This window comes from Streptomyces fractus (assembly GCF_049844455.1).
GTDB lineage: Bacteria > Actinomycetota > Actinomycetes > Streptomycetales > Streptomycetaceae > Streptomyces > Streptomyces fractus.
In genome coordinates this window covers 3219733-3239678 of sequence record NZ_JBMYHI010000002.1, presented here as the reverse complement: position 1 = coordinate 3239678, position 19946 = coordinate 3219733, and the positions used below count along the sequence as shown (strand labels likewise).

The window sequence follows — 19946 nt, the reverse complement described above, 5'->3', positions numbered from 1 at the left end:
GGCCTGTCATCAGCGGCTTGTTGCCGTGCACGCGAGCGCTCAACTTTTCGCCATCGCATTCAAAAGCGCTTACCCGTACCGCCGAGCTTGAGTGGAGGAGTGTCTGATGGGGTGAAGTTCTTCTGTGGCAGCTCCCCGTCCGTTGTGCCAAGAGCGTGACAGACAGCTGCATGGAGGTCGGACTCCAGTGTCGAGAGATCCGCATCGTCGTGCGGTGTGGCACCCCCGTACGTGCTTGGCCATAGGCCGTCGACTACGTCATTTGCCCAGCTCAGCATCCACTCGAATACTTCCCTGGCTGCGTAGAAGCAGTCGCTGTCTTGGAGCATAACGAGGGCGCGATTGGCTCCGGCGCCAAGGTCTGAACAGCGTGCGACGAGCTCTCGGCGAGCCGCGTAGTCGCTCGCCTCGTACCCTGCCGTGCAATCGTGAGACGCGATGGTCCGGATGCTGATCTCCCAGGATTCGCGTGCGCTTTGAAAATATCGATAGGCGTCTAGCGTTCTGCTGTGCTGGAGGAAGCCGCTCTCTTCTACTGTGTCCAGCGGGAAGAGGCGAAGATTCACCTTGTACTGAAGCATCGCCTTTCGGTCGATTTCCCCTTTGTCGAATCTGGTGTGGCAGTTTGGGCAAAGCGCGATCAGATTCTCAAATTCGTGTTGGCGAACCTGGCGCCACGGGGTGATGTGCGCGATCTCGAGGGTTGTGGCTCGGCAGGTTGGAATGGCGCACCGATGGCCGGCCTCGACGAGGATGGACCTCGCCAACTCCCTTGGGATTGCAGGGCGGTTGTTGGGCATGGTGTGAGGCTACTAAATGTCCCTGACAATCGTGGTCTGCTCGTCAGTCAGTGCTGGAGGGGGCACGCTCAACTTGCAGTCGAGATCACGGCCGCACTGTCCGACGCACGCGGTGCTATCGGCTGACGCCTGTGGTGCGGGGCCACTCTGTGCCTGTAACCGGGTCCGGCCGAAGCTCCCATCCTGGGGGCGCCGTCGAGCGGCGGGCATCGACGAGCGGCTGGACGGGCGAACCCGCGTCTCCTCTGACTCAAGGAGCTGGCTCCCATGGTCGACCCTGTTTCGGACGCCGACCGCGAACAGGTGCGTCGCCTGCACGCCCAGGGCCTGACCCGTAACGCCGTCGCCCGGCAGATCGGCCGCAGCGCCTCCACCGTCACCAAGATCGCGAAAGCCGAGGGGCTCCGCTTCGACGGCGGCGCCCGGATGACCGGAGCGGCGACCGAAGCCCGCCGCCAGGACCTCGCCGCCGTGCGCACGGAGGCCCAACACCGCCTGTACACCCGCGCCCTGGCCAACCTCGCCCGCGTCGAGGCCAGCCACTACGTACGGGTCGAGCTGCTGCCCACCGGCCAGACCGTCGATGTCGTCAGCGACGACCCGCCCGCGCACGACGAGCGTCATCACGCCCAGGCCATCGCCTCCTATCTGGCCACCGCGCAGCGCCTGGCCGAGGTCGACGCCGGCCGTGACACGGACGGCGTGCGCTCCGCCCTTACCGACCTCGGCTCCGGTATCCGCCGGCTCCTGGCTCGCCCGCCCGACGATGACGAACGGCCGGCTGGGGACGGGTAATCCGAAGGGAGGCGAGCGTCTCTGTCGACCGGCCTCGACGCCCTCCCGCTGTCCCGCAAGCAACTTGTCTCGATCGCGCAGGCCACCGCGCGCATCAACCTGTGGCATGGCGCGGTCCGCAGCGGCAAGACCATCGCGAGCCTCCTGGCCTGGTTGATCGCCGTCGCGGACGCACCACCCTCCGGGCTCGTCGTTGTCGTCGGTCGCAGCCTTCAGACGATCGAGCGCAACGTCTTCGAGCCGCTGCAAGACCCCGTGCTCTTCGGCCCGGCCGCCGCCCAGATCCGCCACACCCGCGGTGCGACCACCGCCACCGTGCTCGGCCGCACCGTCCACCTGATCGGTGCCGCCGACGCCCGCGCCGAGGGCCGCCTCCGCGGTCTGACCGCCTCGCTCGCGTACGTGGACGAGGCCACCCTGCTCCCGGAAGGTTTCTGGACCCAGCTCCTGGCCCGCCTCTCGGTCCCCGGTGCGCGACTGTTCGCGACGACGAACCCCGACAGCCCGCGCCACTGGCTGAAGACCGGCTACCTCGACCGCGCCCACGAACTCGACCTCGCCACCTGGCACTTCAAGCTGGCCGACAACCCCTCGCTCACCGACGCGTACGTGAACGCCCTCGCCGTCGAGTACGTCGGCCTGTGGCGCAAGCGCATGATCGACGGGGCATGGGTCGTGGCCGAGGGCGCCGTCTATGACATGTGGGACGAGGAACGCCACGTCGTCGACACGCTGCCCGCGATGCGCCGGCACTGGGTGGGCATCGACTACGGCACCACCAACCCCTTCGCCGCGCTCCTCCTCGGCCAGGGCACCGACGACCGCCTGTACGTAGTCGCCGAGTGGCGCCACGACTCCCGCGCCGCGCACCGGCAGATGACCGACGCCCAGTACGCCACTGCCGTCCGCACGTGGCTCGACAATCTCGACGTCACCCCGGCGTGGACCTTCGTGGACCCTTCGGCCGCCTCGTTCATCACCCAGCTGTGGGCCGACGGACACCCCAACATTGCCCGCGCCCACAACGAGGTCCTCGACGGTATCCGCACCACCGCCACCGCCCTCGACTCCGGCCTCTTGTATGTCCACCGCTCCTGTACCGGTCTGCTGGACGAGATTCCCGGTTACGCCTGGGACCCGGACGCCTCGGACAAGGGCGAGGACAAGCCCCTCAAGCAGGACGACCACAGCGTCGACGCCCTGCGCTACGTACTGCACTCCACCCGACACGAGTGGCCCCACATCCGCCCGGCGCCCGGTCAGGAGGTCAGCGATGCCCCTGCCTGACCTCAACACCCCCTGGCCCCCGCCCCAGTACGCGGCCGAGCACGCCGCAATGCGCACGGACGACGCCTGGTACTCCGGCGACCGCACCCGACTCGACACGGCCCACGCCAGCGCCGGGGCACGCCGCCTGGACGGACCACGCCGCCTGTGGGGTCGACGCTCATCGTCTCCGGGCCGGCGCGACGAGCGCTTGCACATCCCACTGCCCGCCGACATCGCCGGCACCTCCGCCGCGCTGCTGTTCTCCGAACCACCCGTCTTCACCATCCCCGACGCCGCCACGCAGGACCGGCTCGACGAGCTCACCGAGGCCAACGGCCTCGCCAACACACTGCTCGAAGCGGCCGAGATCGGCGCGGCACTGGGCGGGGTGTACCTACGCGTCACCTGGGACACGACGCTGGCCGCGCGCCCACTGCTGACCGCCGTGCACGCGGACACCGCCGTACCGGAGTTCCGCTTCGGCATCCTGACCGCTGTTACCTTCTGGCACGAACTGCCGTCCGACACGGCCACGGTCTGGCGCCACCTGGAACGCCACGAACCCGGCGCCATCCTGCACGGCCTCTACCAGGGCGACCGCGACCGCCTCGGCGTCCGCGTCCCGCTCACCGAACACCCCGAGACCGCACCGCTCGCCGCCTCCATGACGGCCCCCGGCGACGCGATCCCCACCGGCCTCGACCAGCTCACCGCCGCGTACGTACCCAACATGCGCCCCAACCGGCGCCATCGCGGCAGCCCACTCGGCCGCTCCGACTACCAGGGCAGCCACGACCTCTTCGACGCCCTCGATACGACCTGGACGTCGTGGATGCGCGACATCCGCCTGGCCCGCGCCCGCCTGATCGTCCCCGACGGCTACCTTCGCGATCGCGGCCCCGGCCAGGGCGCGAGCTTCGACGCCGACCGGGAGATCTGGCAGACCCTGAACATCCCGCCCACCGAGAACGGCGCCGGCATCACCCTGTCCCAGTTCGCCATCCGCGTGGAAGAACACCGGGCCAGCGCCGAGGCCCTCGTACGCCAAGCGGTCGAGGCGGCGGGCTACTCCGCCCAGACCTTCGGACTCGGCGACACCGCCGCCGTCACCGCCACAGAGGTCACGGCCCGCGAACGCCGCTCGATGATCACCCGCGACGTCAAGGCCCGCTACTGGGCACCCGCCCTGGCCGACATGCTCCTGGCGATGCTGCGCCTGGACCGCGCCCTGGGCTTCTCGAACATCACCGCGACCGAGCGCCCGCAGATCCAGTTCGGCGACGCCGTCTCCGAGGACCCCAAGACCACCGCCGAGACCCTCGCCCTGATCACCCAGGCCGAAGCCGCCTCCACTGACACCAAGGTGCGCCTCCTGCACCCGGACTGGGCCGACGACCAGGTCGCCGCCGAAGTCGCTCGGATCCGCGACGAGATCGGGACCTCTGTCCCCGACCCAGTGCTCAGAGCGTCCGGACGGTGAACCGCGCTCAGGCCGAGTCTCGTTCACGCCTTGACCACACGCCCCCAAGGAGGCCGCACTTGTCCACGTGGTCCATCGCCTGGCTCTCCTGGCTCGCCGCGTTCCTGCTACTGGAAGCCGCCGCCCTGTTGTGGGGGCCTCATGGCGCGAGCCTGAGCATGCACATCTGGGAATGGTTCGGGTTCCACGACCACGGCCCGTGGGCCGCTGCACGCCGCGCCGCTTTCGGCGGTCTCCTTGGCTGGTTGGTGCTGCACTTCCTCACCCACGGCCGCGTATGAGGTGCCGACGCACGCCTCCGTCAGAAGACCAGGGCGATCTTCCCTGCCAGACCGCCCTGAAAGTAGCGGGCGTGCGCGGCTTGGATCTCGTGGAGGCCGAAGCTGGCGTGCATGCGCAAGCGCAGGGAGCCGTTGTCTACGAGCTTGGTCAGCTCGTCGAGTCCGGTGCCGTCCTCGCGTACCTGATTGACGGTGGTACGGACGCCACGCGAGGACAGATCGGGCACCGGGCCGGCCTGCGTGGCGACAGACGCGTACCGACCGCCGTCAGCTACCGCGTCGGTGACGAAGGCTCCGAAGGTGTCAAAGACCGCGTCATAGTGACGGGGTGCCAGCGCGCCGGCGTCGGTGGTGACGAAGTCGGCCCCGTGGCTGCGGGCGAAGTCGACCTGCGCGTCTCGGGAGACCAACGCGTCCACCGTGACACCCCTGGCGCGGGCGATCTGGAGCGCCAGCCCACCAACTGCCCCTGACGCGCCCGCGATCAGCAGTCGTTCCCCGGACGTCACCGCGAGCCAGTCCAGGGTCTGCCAGGCGGTCAGTCCGGGAAGCGGCAGGGTTGCCGCCTCCACGAGACTGACTGTCTGCGGTGCGGCGCCTACCGTGTGCGCCGGGAGCGCGACCAGGTCGGCCCATGTACCGCGGCCGGAGCTGAGCTGATGCGACATAGCGACCACGCGCTCGCCGGCGCGCAGGCCGCTGCCGCCCCCGTCGACCACCACGCCGGCCAAGTCCCAGCCGAGCGTCATCGGTAGCGTTGGAGTTCCCTCACCGATGGCCCCTTCCCGCGTCTTGTCATCGACGGGGTTGATGCTGGTCGCCACTGCGCGTATCAACACCTCACCCAGCGCCAGCTCGGGCCGGGGAACGTCGACGAGGCCGAGGACGTCGGGAGTGCCGAATCGATCGATCTGGATGGCGCGCACGGAGAGCCCTTCTCACAACTGCTGTACTGCTGCTGACGATCCGCGCAACCGGTGCGGCGATCATGAAATTCCCGCCCGCCCAGAACCCCTAACGGCGTGCCGTCGTCTCGCCGTCCGCTTCCTGCGGGTGCGGCCCGGCCGCATACGCCAGTGGGGGTGCGATTGCTTGAACATCCGTCCCCTCGCCGAGCCACAGGGCGATGAACAGCGCGGCGGTCGCCTCCAGGAGCCCCGCACGGTCGATACCGCCGCTGGCCACCGGCTCGCAGCCCACGTCCCGCACCAGATCGCGTACACACGCGAGGGCGGTTTCCTCGTCCCCGCAGATCGGAACGGCCAGTGGCCGCCCATCGAACACGGGCGGTCGCATGCGCCACACGTCTTCGTGGCAGAGGTTGAAGGCCTTGACCACGTGGGCTCCCGGTGCCGCCGCGGCAAGCCGCTGAGCAGCTGAAGACCCTCCTTCCGTCATCAGCCGGAACCCCGGCCCGACCGGGTTTGAGCAATCGATCAGTACTTTTCCCTCCAGGGCGGTACGCAGGTCCCGCGCCACGTCCGCGCCCACTCCGAACGGCAGCGCGGCCAACACCACCTGGCCGGACTCGGCCGCCGCGCGCAGGCTGGCGGGCCTGGCGCCGCCGCCGATGCGCGTCGCGAGCCGACGCGCCTTGTCCACGTCACGCCCGCCGATGATCACCTCGTGCCCGCCTCGTACCCAATGGGTGGCGAGCGCCTCGGCCATGCCAGCTGTTCCCCATACTCCGATGCGCATCACATGTGTCCTCTCCGCGCCTGCTTCGAGCGTTCACACCGACGCTAGGAGGCCGTTCGGGCACCATTTGGTACGTGACGACCGACGCCTTCCTCGCCGACTGCCGCGCCCGCCTCGCCTTCGACCTGCTCTCCAACACCTGGAACGCCGTGGTGATCTGGGCACTGCGCGACGGCCCCCGCCGCCCGGTCGAACTCCGAGAACGGATCGGGGGCATCAGCTCCAAGGCCCTCACCGAAACCCTGCGTCGGCTGCAGTCCAACGGGCTCGTCGCGCGGCACACGGACGTCGGCCATCCGTCCCGGGTCGAATACCAACTCACAGCCCTGGGACGGACCTTGCTCGCCCCCATCGATGCCGTCGGCGCCTGGGCCTTCGAACACGGCGATGCGGTCATGGCAGCACAGGAAGCAGCATGCACACCCGACCTGCAGGCCCCCGAGTAACCGGCCGCGCCGGCCGACCCCCAGCGAGACCGTGAGTGACGTCGATCAATTCAAGGTCCACAGCTGGAGAGGAGCGGAGTCTTGCCCGTGTCGCCCGAGCTGGTGGAAGACCTGTCGGCCTCAGTGCGCGACCTGTACGCGGGCGCCGAGGAACGGCTGCTTGGCCTCATCGCGCGGCAACTCGCCGACGGGTTCGAGGCGCCCGGTTGGGCGCGGCGCAAGCTCGCCGCGATCCAACCGCTACGCCGTGCGGCGCAGGCTGTCATCGACGAGCTAAGACGGGCCGTGTCGCTTGAGGTCTTCGACGTCGTGGCCGAGGCGTACAACCGCGGCCACCGAGCGGGCGTCGCCGAGCTCGGCGCGCTGCCGGACAGCGCGCGGCGGCTGGTCGAGGAGGTCATCCCGAACGCGCAGGCCGTCGACCGGCTCGCGGCCGAGGCCGTGCAGCTGGTGACCGCCACGCATCGCGGCATCCTGCGGGCCGTCGTGGACATCTACCGCGGCGTGGTCGCGCGCGTCACCGCGCTGCCCCTGCTGGGGGTGGCCTCACGCCGCCAGGCCACGCAGCAGGCGATGGGGTACTTCGCCGATCGCGGGATCTCGGGGTTCACGGACCGGGCGGGGCGGCGCTGGCAGTTGACCTCGTACGCGGAGATGGCCGTGCGCACCGCGACGGCCCGCGCGGCCACCGAGGCGCACGCCCGCACGTTGGCCGAGGCCGGCGTCGAGTTGGTGCGGGTCTCCGACGCTCCGCGCGAGTGCCCGCTGTGCCGTCCCTGGGAGGGCGCGGTGCTCGCCCTCGACGGGCCGGACGGACGCCGCACGGTCCGCGCCGAACGGGCCACCGAGGACGGTCGGATGGTCGACGTCCTTGTGGCGGGCACCCTGGACGAGGCGCGCCGCGCGGGATTCCAGCACCCCAACTGCCGCCACTCCGTCTCCGCCTACCTGCCCGGCGTCACCCCGCTCCCGGAGCCGGACACGTCTCAGCGCGGGGAGTACGAGGCCGGGCAGCGGCAGCGCGAGATCGAGCGGCACATCCGCAAGTACAAGCGCCGTGCCGCCGCCGCGCTCGGCGACGAGGACCGCAAGGTCGCGAACGTCAAGGTGCGCGCCTGGCAGAAGCGCATGCGCGAGCACCTTCACGCCCACCCCTACCTGCGCCGCGACCGCGTCCGCGAACAGCTCGGCGCAGGCAACCTGCCGTCGACCGACGCCACCCCGGCGGCCTGAACCGCCGCCCCGACTCCGGCACCCCACCCGACCCGTACGAGGAGACGCCCATGCCCGAATCCATCCTGCCTACCTGTCCGCGCACGGGGGTGCGCGCGCTCGGCCGGCGCCGTGATGGCCGCCCGATCTGGCCGATTCGAGGCGGCTCCGGTGCCGCCGACACCGGAGATTCCGGGCAGTCCACGCCGGCGGCGCCGCCGGAGGAGCAACTCACGCCGACCCGTGAAACCGGCGGCACCGCCACGCCCGAACCATCGGCCCCGGTGGACGACCGCGCCCGCGCCGATGCCGAGGAGCGCACCGCACAGGTGGTGGAGGAGCGGGACCGGCTGCGCTCCGCCCTGGACGCGGTGCAGCAGGCTCTCACCCCGGACAAGCCCGGCAGCGCAGCGGCGGACCCGGCGGCGCTCGCCGCCGCCATCGCCGACCGCGACGCCCAGGTGACCACCCTCGCGGAGCAGCTGCGCACCGCGCGGGTCGAACTGGCCGCGCACAAGGTGGCCGGCGAGCACGGTGCCCGCGCCGAGCGGCTCCTGGACAGCCGCGGCTTCCTCGACGCCCTGGCCAACCTCGACCCCGACGGCCCCAAGTTCGCCACCCAGCTCACCGAGCAGATCAAGGCGGCGGTGGAGGCCGACCCGGAACGCTTCGCCACGGCATCAGCCGGACCATCGCGCGGGGGAGCGGAGTTCAACGGCCCACCCACCACCGACAAGCGCCCGGCCACACTCCGCGAGGCCGTCGCCGCCCGCCTCGGCACCTGACCAACCCACCCGTGATGGAAGGAGGCCGACCGGATGGCGATCACGCTCGCCGACGCGAAGCTGAACACCCTCGACGACATCGACCTCACGGTGATCGACGAGTTCCGCAAGTCCAGCTGGCTGCTGGACAACCTGACCTTCGACGACGCCGTGAACCCGGCCGGTGGCGGCGCCACCCTCACCTACGGCTACACCCGCCTGGTCCTGGAGCGCGGTGCTGCTTTCCGCCCCTACAACACCGAGTACGGAGTCGAACAGGCCCACCGCGCCCGCTACACCGTCGACCTCGCCCCACTCGGTGGCGCCTTCGAGGTAGACCGCGTCCTGGCCGCCCTCGGCCCGGCCGCGACCAACGAGGTCGCCCTCCAGATGAGCCAGACCATCAAGTCCGCCCGCGCGTTCTTCGCCGACCAGGTCATCAACGGCCTGCGCTCGCGCGAACCGGGCCGCGAACATGGTTTCGACGGCCTCGACCTCGCCCTGGCCGGCTCCTCCACCGAGCTCGGCGTCGGCGAGGTCACCGACTGGACCGGCCCCGGCCTGGACGAACGCCGCGAAACCCACGAGGCGTTGGACCTCCTCGACGCGTTCATCGAGACCCTGGACGACACCCCCACCGCCCTGCTCGGCAATCAGCGCACCATCGCCCGTATCCGCTCCCTGGCCCGCCGCTCCGGGTACTACACCCGCTCCGAGGACGCCTTCGGCCGCACCGTCGAGTCGTACGCGAACATCCCGTTCGTCGACCTCGGCGCGAAGGCGGGCAGCAGCGAGCCGGTCATCCCCGTACAGGACCGCCTCATCACCCCTGACGCCGACGGCACGGGCACGACGGTCTCCGGCCTGTCTGACCTGTACGCGGTACGGCTCGGCCTGGACGGCTTCCACGGAGTCACCACTGCCGGCGGTCAGCTCGTACGCCAGTGGCTCCCCGACTTCGACACCGCCGGCGCTGTCAAGCGCGGCGAGGTCGAACTCGGCCCCGTCGCCGTCGCTCTGAAGGCGACCAAGGCCGCAGCGGTCCTGCGCAACATCAAGGTCAAGTAGAGGAGTCACGCCATCACTTACCGCATCACCGCCCCCACCCGCACGCTGTGCGGCGAGGTCGTCCCCGGCGTCCACTTCGCAGAAGGCGTCGCTGAATGCGTGCTCCCCGTCCCGCTCGGGGTGATCGAGTTCTTCCGCCGCCACGGCTACGACGTCGTCCACATCAACACCGAGACCGTGACGACGGTCGTCGACGTCGCGACGCCCGAACCGAAACCCGCCACGCGTCGCACCGGCAAGCATGGCGCCACGACCAACGAGACATAGAGCAGGGGGAGCCCCATGGCCTACGCCACCCCCGGACGGCTCGCCGAGTGGACTGGCCGCCCCGCCCCGCCCGACGTCGCCCGCCTGCTGGCCAGGGCGAGCGAGGACATTGACGCCGCCCTGCTCACCGCCGTCTACGAACCGGCCGCCGTGGCGGCCGCGTTGGCGGACGCGGTGTGTGCCCAGGTGGAGTACTGGCTGGCCACCGGCAGCGATGGCATCACCACTACCGACGTCTGGGACTCCGTATCCATCGGCCCCGTCTCCCTGTCCGGCCGCACCGGCGAGTCAACATCACCAGTGATTATCGCGGGAGTTGAGCTCGCACCCCGCGCCTACCGCACCCTGCGCCGTGCCGGTCTCCTGCCGGGGGAGGTGAGCGACGCCTGGTAACTCGCGTTCCTGGATGGCTTCTTCGGCACCGCGTCGCGATCGCCCCGTACCGCGGCGACACAGCGTACGGCCCGTCCTTCGATCCACAGGGTGTGGATATTCCGGCGCTGGTGGCCGCGGTGCGCAAGCAGGTCACCGACGGCGAAGGCCGCGCAGTGCTCGCAACCGCCCAGATCATTGCGGCCCCCGGCCTCGACTGCCCGCCCGGCTCGCGCGTCACCCTCCCCGACGGCCGTACCGCCACCGCCGTCAGCGTCGCCGAGCACACCGCACCCGGCCTGCCCGTCCCGGCCTGCACGGAGGTGATGTGCCAGTGACCGCACGCTCCCGCCTGCGCTGGAACGGCAACGCCGCGCTGCGCGGCACCCGCGAGGGCGCGGCGCGCGGCCTGCGCCTGGCCGCCGAGCACGTCCTCGGCGTCTCCCGTGCCCAAGTCCCCATCCGGGAGGGCACCCTGGAGCGCTCCGGCACGGCGAGTGTGGACGAGGTGGACCTGACGGCGGCGGTGTCGTACGACACCCCGTACGCGGTGCGTCAGCACGAGGAGACCACTTACCGTCACGATGCGGGCCGTAAGGCGAAGTATCTGGAAGATCCGCTGAACGAGCAGGCCGGCACGGTCGCCGAGTTGATCGCCGCCGAGGTGCGGAGGTCGTTGCGTGGCTGACGTGCCCGACTACCTCGACGCGCTCGCCCGCTACCTGCACGCGCGCGGCCTGCTCGTCTACGACCTGACCGGTACGCGAGGCGACTGCTTCATCGAGACCCTGCCGCCCGCGCCCGACGAGGCCGTCTGCCTGTCGTTGTACGGGGCCGGCGCGGTCGATGCCCGCAACGGCTGGGACGAGCGCAGCGTGCAGGTCCGCGTACGCGGCACCACCGATCCGCGTGTCTCCCGCCGCCGCTGCGAGCTCGTGTACTCCGCGCTGCACGGGCTGGCCGGCACCAGTCTGCCGGGCGGGATCTGGCTGGTGCTGGCCGCCGCGACCGCGGCCCCGGCCTCCATGGGGATCGACGAGCGCGGGCGGCACGAGCACGTCGTGAACCTACGCCTCGACATCGAGGCCCCCACCCTCAACCGACCCTCATAGCAGGGCAGAAGGGAAGTCATGCCGATGAACGGTCGCCCCATCGACGCCCGCGGCTGGATCTTCGAAGTGCTCGACCAGTCCCGCCCAGACGGCCGGTGGCTGCCACTGGAGAACCTCACCTCGTGGAAACAGAGCCTTTCCGAGAACGAGGAGACCGCCGAGACCATGCACTTCGGTTCCGGCGGCTGGTACGAGCAGGACGTGATGCAGCGCGGCGGACAGATCGAACTCGAAGCCCAGTGGGCCCTCGACCCCGTCACCGGCCGACAGGTCGAAGGGCAGGCCTACGTCGATTCGTACTGGGGCCAGCGCCTCGGCATCGACTCACGCAACCTCGTGCGCTGGCGCCACGAATCGCAAGACACATGGGTGATCTGGGAAGCCACCTGCACCCCCGACGAATCATCGGGCGAGGTCAACGACAAGGCCACCTGGACCGCGAGCTTCACGCAGTGCGGACCGCCCCGGTTCGAGCCCGTCTACCAAACCGCGAAGGGGCGTGAGGCCGCGTGAGCACCGACCACCAGGACGAGCCCGAGGTCGCCGACTTCGACGCGTTCTTCGCCGAGCAAACCGCACCGCGCTTCGGCGCGACGCTGCGCCTGTACGGCCGCGACTACCACCTGCCCTCGTCGCTCCCGCTGCTGTTCACGCTCCAAATGGAACGCGTGAAGAACAGCGAGGACCCCGACGATATCCGCCGCCTGCTCTCGTCACTGTTCGGGCCGCGCGCTTTGGACGAGTGGGCCGAGCACGGCATGACCGACAAGCAGCTCGGCGTCGTACTGCTGTGGGCCGCGGCCAACACCCGCGAGCCGGGCAGCCTCACCATCGCCGGCGCCGTCGCGCTCTACGACGAGCAGGAAGCCGACAAGGAAGCGGGCGGGGAGGGAAAAGACCAGGCGCCGACCCCGAAGACGATCGCGAACGCTTCTGGCGGACGATCCTGAACCACTGGGGCGTGGTCGAATCCGACCTCGCCCGCGCCTACGGCCTGACCGCCGAGCAGCTCGCGACCGTGAGCACTCGGCGGTTTCTCGTGCTGTTGTCCGGTCTGCCGCCCGAGTCGGCGTTTGTGCGCGCGTGGGCGCGCACGCCCCGCGCGGTCACGGACGCCAGCGAGATCGCCGCACTGACCGGCATCCGACAGCCGGACCGCGCACGGCCATAACCGCACCACAACTGCACAGGGGGTGAGTACGTGGCCCTCACGATCGGCGAACTCGTCGGGTACATCGACCTCGACGCCGACGGGGCCCGCCGCGGTGTCGACCAGACCGAGGGCGAACTGCGCCGACTGCAACGGCAGATCGCGAGCGCGGGCAACGCGTCGGGGGCGTCGCTGAGCGCGGGGATCTCCAGTGGCGTGGCGACGGCCGTTTCCGCGCTCGCCTCGCTCGGTCCGGCGGTGGGTGCCGCGGCCGCGGTCCTGTCCGTGGGCGCGCTCGCTACGGGCGGGGCACTGGCCGTGGTGCCCGCGCTGTTCGCGGGCATCGGTATTGCCGCGGCCAAACAGTCCGCCCAGGTCCAAGGGGCGTTCGGCGGGCTGAAGGACCATGTCGTCAGCCAGGTACGGGGCATGGTCGGGCCGATCGAGCAGCAGCTCGTCCACGTCGCGGGCACGGCGCGCGGCACGTTCGACCAGATCGCACCGGCGCTGTCGTCGGCGTTCGCGGCGGTGGCCCCGCAGATCGGTACGCTGGCCGACGGGGTGCTCGGCATGGTCGCTCAGCTCGCTCCTGCGCTCTCGCGCGCGGTGTCGGCCGCGGCCCCGGTCACGGACGCGATAGCGGGCGGCCTGGTGAAGCTCGGCGCGGGGCTCGCCGGGTTCTTCGACCACCTCTCGTCCGGCGCCGCCGGTGCGGCGGCCGGCCTGTCCGGCCTGTTCTCCGGACTCGCCTCGATCCTGTCCTCGCTCGGCTCACTGTTCGGCACGCTCGCCCAAGCCGGCGGCCCTGTCCTGGCAGCCCTCGCCACCACCCTGGCCGGGCTCGTACGGACCCTGGCCGGGGCCCTCGGCCCAGCCCTCGCCAAACTTGGCGGACCACTCAAGACCCTGGTCACCGCCCTGGGGGCCGGCCTACAGCCGATCATCGCGGCCCTGGGACCGGTCCTGTCGGCCGCGGCGAGCTCGGTCGGAGCGCTGATCTCCGGGCTCGCTCCGCTGCTACCCATCGTCGGGCAGCTTGCCGCCGCCCTACTGCCCGCGCTGACACCGATCCTCGCCGCGATCGGGAACCTCTTCCGGCAACTCGCGCCGGTCGTACAGCAACTCGCGTCCACGCTCATGACCGCTCTGGCGCCGGTGCTCGCTCAGCTCCCCGCGATCACGAAACCCCTGGTCGGTATCCTGTCGATGTTGATCTCCGCGGTGCTGCCAGTGCTGTCCAGCCTGATCACCGCCCTGTCGCCGGCGATCGCCACCCTGGGCCAGGCGTTCGGTCAGATCCTCGTCGCGCTCGGACCGCTGCTGACCGCGCTCGGCCAGCTCGTCGGCGGCGTGCTGCGCTCGCTCCTGCCGATCCTGACGCCGGTCATCGCGGTGATCGGCAAACTCGCCGGCATCCTGGCCACGGTCCTCGCCCGGTACATCACCGGCATCGTCGTCCCCGCCGTCAAGATCCTGACGAATCTGATGCGCGGCAACTTCTCCACCGCGTGGATACAGACGCAGGCCCTGGTCTCCAAGGTCGGAACCTTCCTGCGCGGCCTGTTCCTCAAGCTGGGCGTGTGGGCGGCCGTCGGCATCGCCAAGGCCGTGGCATGGCTGCAATCCCTGCCGGGTCGGGCCCGCGCCGCGCTCGTCGCCCTCGCACCCATCCTGCGCGCCGCCGCGGTGGCGGCCCTGGCCCGCTTCCGCGCGGCAGTCATCGCCGGTGCTCTACGGGCGGTCGCGTGGCTGCGCACAGTGCCGGCCCGCATCACGACCGCGCTCGCAGGCCTGGGTGCGTTGCTTGTCGGGAAGGGGCGGGCCCTGGTCACCGGGCTGTGGTCCGGCATTCGTTCGATGGGCTCATGGATCAGATCCAAGATCACCGGATGGGCCAAGTCCATGATCCCCGGCCCCATCGCGAAGGCACTCGGCATCCACTCCCCATCGCGCGTGATGGCACGGGACGTCGGCCGGTGGATTCCCGCCGGCATCGCCTCCGGGATCACCGGCGCGCAGGGCGCGGTCGCCGGCGCCATGCGAGGGCTCGTCCCCACACCCGCGCTCCCCGCCATCACCCCGCCCACCGTCGCCGCCCTCGCGCCGAATGCTGGACCCACAGCGAACAGGACACGGAGGCAGGGCGGTTGGGGCGAGTCGGGCATCCGCGGTGCGGGCCCGCTGGTGCACATCGGCACCTGGAACGCGGGCAACGCCAGTCCCGACCAGACCGCCGCGGCCCTGGCCTGGCGGATGAAAGCGAGGGGATAACCCGCATGGACAGAACCCTGGTCGACGTCACCGACGCGGCAGCGGGCATGCGGCCCGGACACATCCGGTTCGGGCCGCTGTTGCTCGGCCCCGGCACCCCGTACCGGTGGACGAAGTTGACCGGCTGGGAAGCCCTCCCGGAAGTCGACTCCGGGGACGTGCCACGCCCGGCCGCGCACGGGGCATGGCCTGGCCAACTCCTCTCCCAGTCCCGCACGCTCACGCTCGAGAACCTGATCATCCGCGCCCCTGCCGCCCAGTTCGGCGCGGTCATGGACGCGCTCACCGCGGCGACCGCGCTCGGCGAGGACGAGATACCGCTGCTCGTCAGCCTCGACGAGCGCGGACCGCTACTGAGCTGGGCCCGCGCCACCAAGCGCGACGTCCCCGCGAACGTGGGCTACGCGCTCGGCGTCGTCACCGAGGCCGCTCTCGAACTCACCGCGACCGACCCGCGCCGCTACATACCAGCCGTACAGACCACGGTCGTTGGCCTGCCCGAGCCATGCCTGCCCTGGCACCGAGACCACGGCCACGGGCCGCGCGGCATCCCCGCCTCCACCGGCGACGCTGTCGTGCGCAACCTCGGCGGCGCGCCCACGCACCCCGTCATCGAGCTGTGGGGACCCGTGGACACACCGCGGCTGGTGAACGAAACGACCGGCGCCGTCCTTGAGTACGAGCTTCTGCTCGACCCCGGCGAGCGCCTCACCATCGACACGTTCGCCGGTACAGCTCAGCTCGACAGCGGCGAGGGCCTGCTCACCGCCGCGAGCGGCGCCTCGTGGCCCGAACCGGCGTTCACGCTTGCCCCCGGCCGGAACGAGATCACGTTCCGGTCCGGCGACACGAGCCCCGATCCACGCGCTGCCGCCGCGCTGCGGTGGCGCTCCGCGCACTGGTAGTCGTCTATCCGACCTCGGCCACGACGAGCGTCGCTGTCTCTGTGTCGGCCTCCGCCAGCAACGCCCCGCCCGGAGCCCAGACAGAGGAACGGCCGCAGCCGGTCCACGGCCCTGCGGCGCCGACGTGGTTGGCCAGCACGACGTACGCGTTCACGTCCTTGGCGATGCTGGGGTAGACCGTCGTGAGTTCCTCAACTCCACCAGCCGTGCCGTACAGCGAGCTGGCGAGGTGCACCTGGCACCCGTCCGCGGCGCCGCGAGTGGTGAGGTCGGGGAAGTGGTTGTCGTAGCACGTGGCGAGCGCGAAGCGCAGCCCTCCGTACGCGAAACGCCCATCGTGCTGACCCGCCGCGAACGCCTCCTGCTCGTGCTGGAACAGGCGCTGCTTCTGATAGGTGGTGAGCAGCTCACCGTCGGCCCCGAAGACCAACGTCTCAATCGCGGGCCGCGGCCCGTTGGTGACTGCTACGCAGTTCACGACGGTGGCGAGGCCGCTCTCCCGGATCGGGTCCAGGCGCGGGTCGTCCGCCGCCGCCCACAGGCTCGGATCAGCGAGAACCTTCTCAAGTTCGTACCCGGTCAAGGCAAGCTCGGGGAACACCACCAGCTCTGCACCCCGCGCCTTGGCTTCGTCGGCGAGAAGAGCCATCTGCCGGACATTGCCGGCCACATCAGTCGGAACGCAGGTGAACTGACCTGCCGCGATCTTCATGAGGTTCCATCCTGCCACCCACAGTTTCCCGGCTCGCAGAGGGTGAAGCGCGCCGATCAGCAGGGCTGACACATCCTCCGATTCCGCGGCCACCATCTCCCGCAACTGTCCCGAGAGGGCCTCTACCTTGACTGCCTCCTCCTACCGGGTCCTCGTGTGCGACCTGCGCTCCGACCGCCTCCTCGACGTGCTGCCGCTGCACGAGGTCACGATCGAGGACTACATCGGCAAGGCCGGCAGCTTGCAGGGCACGGTGCCGATCCCGAACCGCGAACTCGCCGCCCGCGCCCGCGCCGCCCTCGCCCCGGCCCGCACCGCCCTGTGGGTCGAGCGAGACCGGCAAATTTGGTGGGGCGGCGTGCTCTGGTCGGTCAACCCCAAGACCGACGAACGCGGCAACATCACGGTCGAGGTGCAGGCCGGCACCTTCGACACCTACCTCGACCACCGAATACTGCGCACCGACCACAAGGCGCAGCGCGTGGACCAACTCGACATCGCACGGGACCTCGTCGACTACGCCCAAGCCCAACCCGGCGGCGACATCGGCATCCGCTACGACACCCACACCTCGGGCGTGAAGCGGTCTCGAAGGTTCTCAGCCTCGGATCAGCCGACGATCCGGGACCTGCTCGACAAGCTCGCCGGCGCCGACAACGGGTTCGAGTGGCGGGTCCGCTGCTCCCGAGACCTGGCCTCGGGCGAGCGCGTCAAGCTGCTCGACCTCGGCCATCCCAAGCTGCTCCGCAGCGGTGGCGACGTAGTGATCACTCACCCCGGCCGCGTGCTCACCTACAGCTTCGCGGCGGACGGCACGACCGTGGCGAACGTGTGGCAGGCCCGCGGCGCCACCAACAACCGCAACCAGGCCGCGGCGAGCAAGCCCCTTCTCTCCCCACTGCTCGTCGCCGACGACGATCTCGACGACGGGTGGCCCCGCCTGGACGGCATCAGCGATCACCAGAGCATCGACGATCCCGAGCAACTCGCCGAGCACGCCCGCGCCGAGGCCGCCCTGGCCCGCCGCCCGCAGGTGATCCCGGAAATCACCGTGCACCTGGACGACGAGATCAGCCCCGATCTGCTCGGCCGCCACGCGCGTATCCGCATCCGCGACCACTGGTTCGCCAACGGCCTCGACCAGCGGCACCGCATCGTCGGCATCTCCGTCACGCCCCCACAGCGCGGCGCCGGCGAGTCCGTGAAACTCACCCTCGAAACCCCGGAGAATCCAGCCGATGGCAACAGTCCGCAATGACCTCCTCGACCGCATCCGCAGCCTGGAACGACAGGTCAAGGAACTCGCCGGCCGAAGCCAGTCCCGACCCCCGCTCGACCAGATCCGCGACGGCGACGTACGCATCAGCGAAGGCGGACAGCTCGCCGTCGTCCCGCCCCACAAGGACTTCGCCACGTTCACCGTCGGCGCCTGGCCCGGAGGCGCCTACGGCACGGTCGCCCGCCGCATGGACGGCTCCTACGCGCTCACCATCGAGGGCGAGAAGGCCGACCGCGGCACCTGGCGCCTGTGGAGCCGGGACACCGCCGAACCCGACCGCGTGCTGCTCATGGACGACAAGCACAGCCCGCGCCACCTGGGCCGACCCTGGCTGCCGCTCCAACTCCACCCAACCGCGAACGCATCGACGAACGCGACGAGTTGGCAGCCCGCATGGGTCGGCATCACCCCCGTGCACAACCCCGTCGCGCACATCGAACTCACCAGCTACGCCGCTGCCGGCGGACGTGTCCGCGTGCGCATGCGCGTCGAGGGCGGCACCGCAACCACGCTCGACGAATGGGAGGTGCCCGAGGATGAGTGGACCGCCCACACCATCGAGGCCCCGCTCGACCGCGCCGGATTCCTCGACGACTTCGCACTGCAAGTCGAGCACTACACCCACGGCCCCCGGAAACCGATCGAAACCCGCCTCCTGACCGCGTACGCGCGCAACACCTACAGCGCCGACGAAGCACCCGAAGCCCCCGACGGCCGCGGACGCGACACCGGCCACCCCGACCCCACGCTGCCCATCGAGACCGACGACGGCGACCAGGACGACGACAGCGACACCTGACGAAGGGGGGCGCCGTGGCCCGACCCATCACCGCCCGCGTCCTCGTCGCCGCGCTCAAGGCCGAGGGCGTCAAGGTCAAGAACGAACGCTCCTGGCGCAGCCACAACCGCAACCACCGCGGCGCGTGGGGACCCGTCCACGGCGTGATGATCCACCACACCGCGACCCACGGCGCCGATCAGACCGTGCGCCTCTGCTACGACGGCCGCCCCGACCTCCCCGGCCCCCTCGCCCACGGCGTGATTACCAAGAACGGCACAGTCCACCTCATCGGCCACGGCCGCGCTAACCACGCCGGCACCGGCGACGACGACGTACTCGCCGCCGTCATCGCCGAACGTGCCCTCCCCGCCCCGAACGAGAACAACACGGACGGCAACCGCTCCTTCTACGGCTTCGAATGCGAAAACCGCGGCGACGGAACCGACCCCTGGCCCGAAGCCCAACTCGACGCCATCGAGCGGGCCTCGGCCGCGCTCTGCCGTCATCACGGCTGGCACGCCGCCTCCGTGATCGGCCACCTGGAATGGACGAACCAGAAGAGCGACCCGCGCGGCTTCCCCATGGAGCGCATGCGAGACCGGATCGCGCAGCGGCTCAGCCATTCGCCGGACGAACAACCCCGCAAGAAGCCCCGGCCGAAGCAGCCGAAGCACAAGCAGCCCCGGCCCTCCGCCCCGAAACCAGAAATCCGCTCGCCACAGAAGGAGGCCGCCCTCATGTCGGAAGCCGCCCGGCGAACCGTCCGGACCATGGTGCAGACCGGACTCAGCCTCGCCGCCGCCCTACCGATCCTCGTCGAGGCGGCTGACATCCCGCAGACCGCGGCCGGCGTCGGCACCGCCCTCGCCGTGGCCGGCGCGCTCACCCGCATCATGCAGACGGCACAGGCACAGAGGCTGCTGCCCAAGTGGCTCCGTACCGCTGTCCCGGAGCCCGACGAGATACCAGCGCAGCCCGCGCTCGACCGGTCTCGGGGAGGGGGCGCCGTGTGACCGACCCCGATCCGACCGACCTTGCTCTCGAAGTGGCCCAGCTTCGCGGCTCCGTCGAGGCCGGCTTTGCTCGCCTCGACGCCCGCCTCGACGGCAGGTACGACCTGCTCGCCCAACGCAGCGACCAAAGCGACCGACGCCACGACGAACACGACACTCGCCTCGACCAGATCGAACGCCGCCAATGGCCCTTGCCCAGCCTCGCAGCGCTGGTCGCCGTCGCCGCCCTCGCCCTGTCCTCATGGCAGGTAGTCCGTTGAACAACATCGCG

The 19946-nt window shown here is 70.5% G+C and carries 25 protein-coding genes and 1 pseudogene; 22 read left to right on the top strand and 4 right to left on the bottom strand.

The genetic code is table 11. The features are described 5' to 3' along the window. Nucleotides 1-59 precede the first annotated feature (59 nt). Nucleotides 60-800, bottom strand: a complete 741-nt coding sequence (locus tag ACP4E5_RS16365) for an HNH endonuclease (RefSeq protein ID WP_425829320.1) — start codon at nucleotides 798-800, stop codon at nucleotides 60-62. A 267-nt stretch (nucleotides 801-1067) separates the two neighbouring features. On the opposite strand from ACP4E5_RS16365, the gene ACP4E5_RS16360 reads away from it, so the two are divergent. The 4 genes from ACP4E5_RS16360 to ACP4E5_RS16345 are packed head-to-tail and all read left to right on the top strand — an operon-like array spanning nucleotide 1068 to nucleotide 4625. Next, entirely contained in the window at nucleotides 1068-1595 is a 528-nt protein-coding gene (locus tag ACP4E5_RS16360; protein ID WP_425829318.1) for a helix-turn-helix domain-containing protein, read from the top strand. A 21-nt stretch (nucleotides 1596-1616) separates the two neighbouring features. Continuing rightward, nucleotides 1617-2882: a PBSX family phage terminase large subunit gene (locus ACP4E5_RS16355; RefSeq protein WP_425841387.1), complete on the top strand. Its 1266-nt coding sequence runs from the start codon at nucleotides 1617-1619 to the stop codon at nucleotides 2880-2882. Continuing rightward, on the top strand, nucleotides 2869-4344 hold the full coding sequence (locus ACP4E5_RS16350) for a phage portal protein (protein ID WP_425829316.1): 1476 nt from the start codon (nucleotides 2869-2871) through the stop codon (nucleotides 4342-4344). The genes ACP4E5_RS16355 and ACP4E5_RS16350 overlap by 14 nt, the downstream gene beginning before the upstream one ends. A gap of 59 nt (nucleotides 4345-4403) precedes the next feature. After that, a complete protein-coding gene (locus ACP4E5_RS16345) occupies nucleotides 4404-4625 on the top strand; it encodes a hypothetical protein (RefSeq protein WP_425829314.1) in 222 nt (73 codons plus the stop codon). A 20-nt stretch (nucleotides 4626-4645) separates the two neighbouring features. On the opposite strand, the gene ACP4E5_RS16340 is transcribed toward ACP4E5_RS16345, so the two are convergent. Further along, nucleotides 4646-5551: an NADP-dependent oxidoreductase gene (locus tag ACP4E5_RS16340; protein WP_425829312.1), complete on the bottom strand. Its 906-nt coding sequence runs from the start codon at nucleotides 5549-5551 to the stop codon at nucleotides 4646-4648. A gap of 88 nt (nucleotides 5552-5639) precedes the next feature. Next, nucleotides 5640-6323 (bottom strand): NADPH-dependent F420 reductase, encoded by a 684-nt coding sequence (locus tag ACP4E5_RS16335; RefSeq protein ID WP_425829310.1) that lies wholly within the window; start codon nucleotides 6321-6323, stop codon nucleotides 5640-5642. Between the two features lie 74 nt (nucleotides 6324-6397). Between ACP4E5_RS16335 and ACP4E5_RS16330 the strand changes: the two genes are divergently transcribed. From ACP4E5_RS16330 to ACP4E5_RS16265, 14 genes are all read left to right on the top strand, one after another. After that, nucleotides 6398-6769 (top strand): winged helix-turn-helix transcriptional regulator, encoded by a 372-nt coding sequence (locus ACP4E5_RS16330; RefSeq protein WP_425829308.1) that lies wholly within the window; start codon nucleotides 6398-6400, stop codon nucleotides 6767-6769. Nucleotides 6770-6856: 87 nt separating this feature from the next. Then, the gene (locus ACP4E5_RS16325; RefSeq protein ID WP_425841384.1) at nucleotides 6857-8002 is read left to right on the top strand and encodes a phage minor capsid protein; all 1146 of its coding nucleotides are present in this window, start codon (nucleotides 6857-6859) and stop codon (nucleotides 8000-8002) included. A 50-nt stretch (nucleotides 8003-8052) separates the two neighbouring features. After that, nucleotides 8053-8766: a hypothetical protein gene (locus ACP4E5_RS16320; protein ID WP_425829306.1), complete on the top strand. Its 714-nt coding sequence runs from the start codon at nucleotides 8053-8055 to the stop codon at nucleotides 8764-8766. A gap of 33 nt (nucleotides 8767-8799) precedes the next feature. After that, nucleotides 8800-9813: a major capsid protein gene (locus ACP4E5_RS16315; protein ID WP_425829304.1), complete on the top strand. Its 1014-nt coding sequence runs from the start codon at nucleotides 8800-8802 to the stop codon at nucleotides 9811-9813. Between the two features lie 99 nt (nucleotides 9814-9912). Continuing rightward, nucleotides 9913-10080 carry a hypothetical protein gene (locus ACP4E5_RS16310; protein ID WP_425829302.1) on the top strand — a complete coding sequence of 56 codons (168 nt, stop codon included), beginning with the start codon at nucleotides 9913-9915 and terminating at the stop codon, nucleotides 10078-10080. Between the two features lie 15 nt (nucleotides 10081-10095). Then, the gene (locus tag ACP4E5_RS16305) at nucleotides 10096-10473 is read left to right on the top strand and encodes a hypothetical protein (protein ID WP_425829300.1); all 378 of its coding nucleotides are present in this window, start codon (nucleotides 10096-10098) and stop codon (nucleotides 10471-10473) included. Nucleotides 10474-10565: 92 nt separating this feature from the next. Further along, nucleotides 10566-10790 carry a hypothetical protein gene (locus ACP4E5_RS16300; protein ID WP_425829298.1) on the top strand — a complete coding sequence of 75 codons (225 nt, stop codon included), beginning with the start codon at nucleotides 10566-10568 and terminating at the stop codon, nucleotides 10788-10790. Then, the gene (locus tag ACP4E5_RS16295; protein ID WP_425829296.1) at nucleotides 10787-11140 is read left to right on the top strand and encodes a minor capsid protein; all 354 of its coding nucleotides are present in this window, start codon (nucleotides 10787-10789) and stop codon (nucleotides 11138-11140) included. The genes ACP4E5_RS16300 and ACP4E5_RS16295 overlap by 4 nt, the downstream gene beginning before the upstream one ends. Continuing rightward, on the top strand, nucleotides 11133-11564 hold the full coding sequence (locus tag ACP4E5_RS16290; RefSeq protein WP_425829294.1) for a minor capsid protein: 432 nt from the start codon (nucleotides 11133-11135) through the stop codon (nucleotides 11562-11564). Before ACP4E5_RS16295 ends, ACP4E5_RS16290 begins: the two co-directional genes overlap by 8 nt. 18 nt (nucleotides 11565-11582) lie before the next feature. Next, nucleotides 11583-12077 carry a phage tail tube protein gene (locus tag ACP4E5_RS16285; protein WP_425829292.1) on the top strand — a complete coding sequence of 165 codons (495 nt, stop codon included), beginning with the start codon at nucleotides 11583-11585 and terminating at the stop codon, nucleotides 12075-12077. Next, nucleotides 12074-12514 (top strand): hypothetical protein, encoded by a 441-nt coding sequence (locus ACP4E5_RS16280; RefSeq protein WP_425829291.1) that lies wholly within the window; start codon nucleotides 12074-12076, stop codon nucleotides 12512-12514. Before ACP4E5_RS16285 ends, ACP4E5_RS16280 begins: the two co-directional genes overlap by 4 nt. A gap of 11 nt (nucleotides 12515-12525) precedes the next feature. Further along, nucleotides 12526-12735, top strand: a complete 210-nt coding sequence (locus ACP4E5_RS16275) for a hypothetical protein (protein WP_425829289.1) — start codon at nucleotides 12526-12528, stop codon at nucleotides 12733-12735. Between the two features lie 30 nt (nucleotides 12736-12765). After that, the gene (locus ACP4E5_RS16270) at nucleotides 12766-14985 is read left to right on the top strand and encodes a phage tail protein (RefSeq protein WP_425829287.1); all 2220 of its coding nucleotides are present in this window, start codon (nucleotides 12766-12768) and stop codon (nucleotides 14983-14985) included. A gap of 5 nt (nucleotides 14986-14990) precedes the next feature. After that, nucleotides 14991-15890 (top strand): phage tail family protein, encoded by a 900-nt coding sequence (locus ACP4E5_RS16265; protein ID WP_425829285.1) that lies wholly within the window; start codon nucleotides 14991-14993, stop codon nucleotides 15888-15890. A 4-nt stretch (nucleotides 15891-15894) separates the two neighbouring features. On the opposite strand, the gene ACP4E5_RS16260 is transcribed toward ACP4E5_RS16265, so the two are convergent. Next, nucleotides 15895-16602 carry a carbon-nitrogen hydrolase family protein gene (locus ACP4E5_RS16260; RefSeq protein ID WP_425829283.1) on the bottom strand — a complete coding sequence of 236 codons (708 nt, stop codon included), beginning with the start codon at nucleotides 16600-16602 and terminating at the stop codon, nucleotides 15895-15897. Nucleotides 16603-16729: 127 nt separating this feature from the next. Between ACP4E5_RS16260 and ACP4E5_RS16255 the strand changes: the two genes are divergently transcribed. From ACP4E5_RS16255 to ACP4E5_RS16240, 4 genes and pseudogenes are all read left to right on the top strand, one after another. Continuing rightward, nucleotides 16730-17860, top strand: coding sequence for a hypothetical protein (locus ACP4E5_RS16255; RefSeq protein WP_425829281.1), 1131 nt, complete (start codon nucleotides 16730-16732; stop codon nucleotides 17858-17860). Next, nucleotides 17841-18680: a hypothetical protein gene (locus ACP4E5_RS16250; RefSeq protein ID WP_425829279.1), complete on the top strand. Its 840-nt coding sequence runs from the start codon at nucleotides 17841-17843 to the stop codon at nucleotides 18678-18680. Before ACP4E5_RS16255 ends, ACP4E5_RS16250 begins: the two co-directional genes overlap by 20 nt. Before the next feature lie 14 nt (nucleotides 18681-18694). Next, nucleotides 18695-19279: pseudogene (locus tag ACP4E5_RS16245) on the top strand (N-acetylmuramoyl-L-alanine amidase); the annotation flags it as partial. Nucleotides 19280-19671: 392 nt separating this feature from the next. Then, nucleotides 19672-19935 (top strand): hypothetical protein, encoded by a 264-nt coding sequence (locus ACP4E5_RS16240; protein WP_425829277.1) that lies wholly within the window; start codon nucleotides 19672-19674, stop codon nucleotides 19933-19935. Nucleotides 19936-19946: the final 11 nt, after the last annotated feature.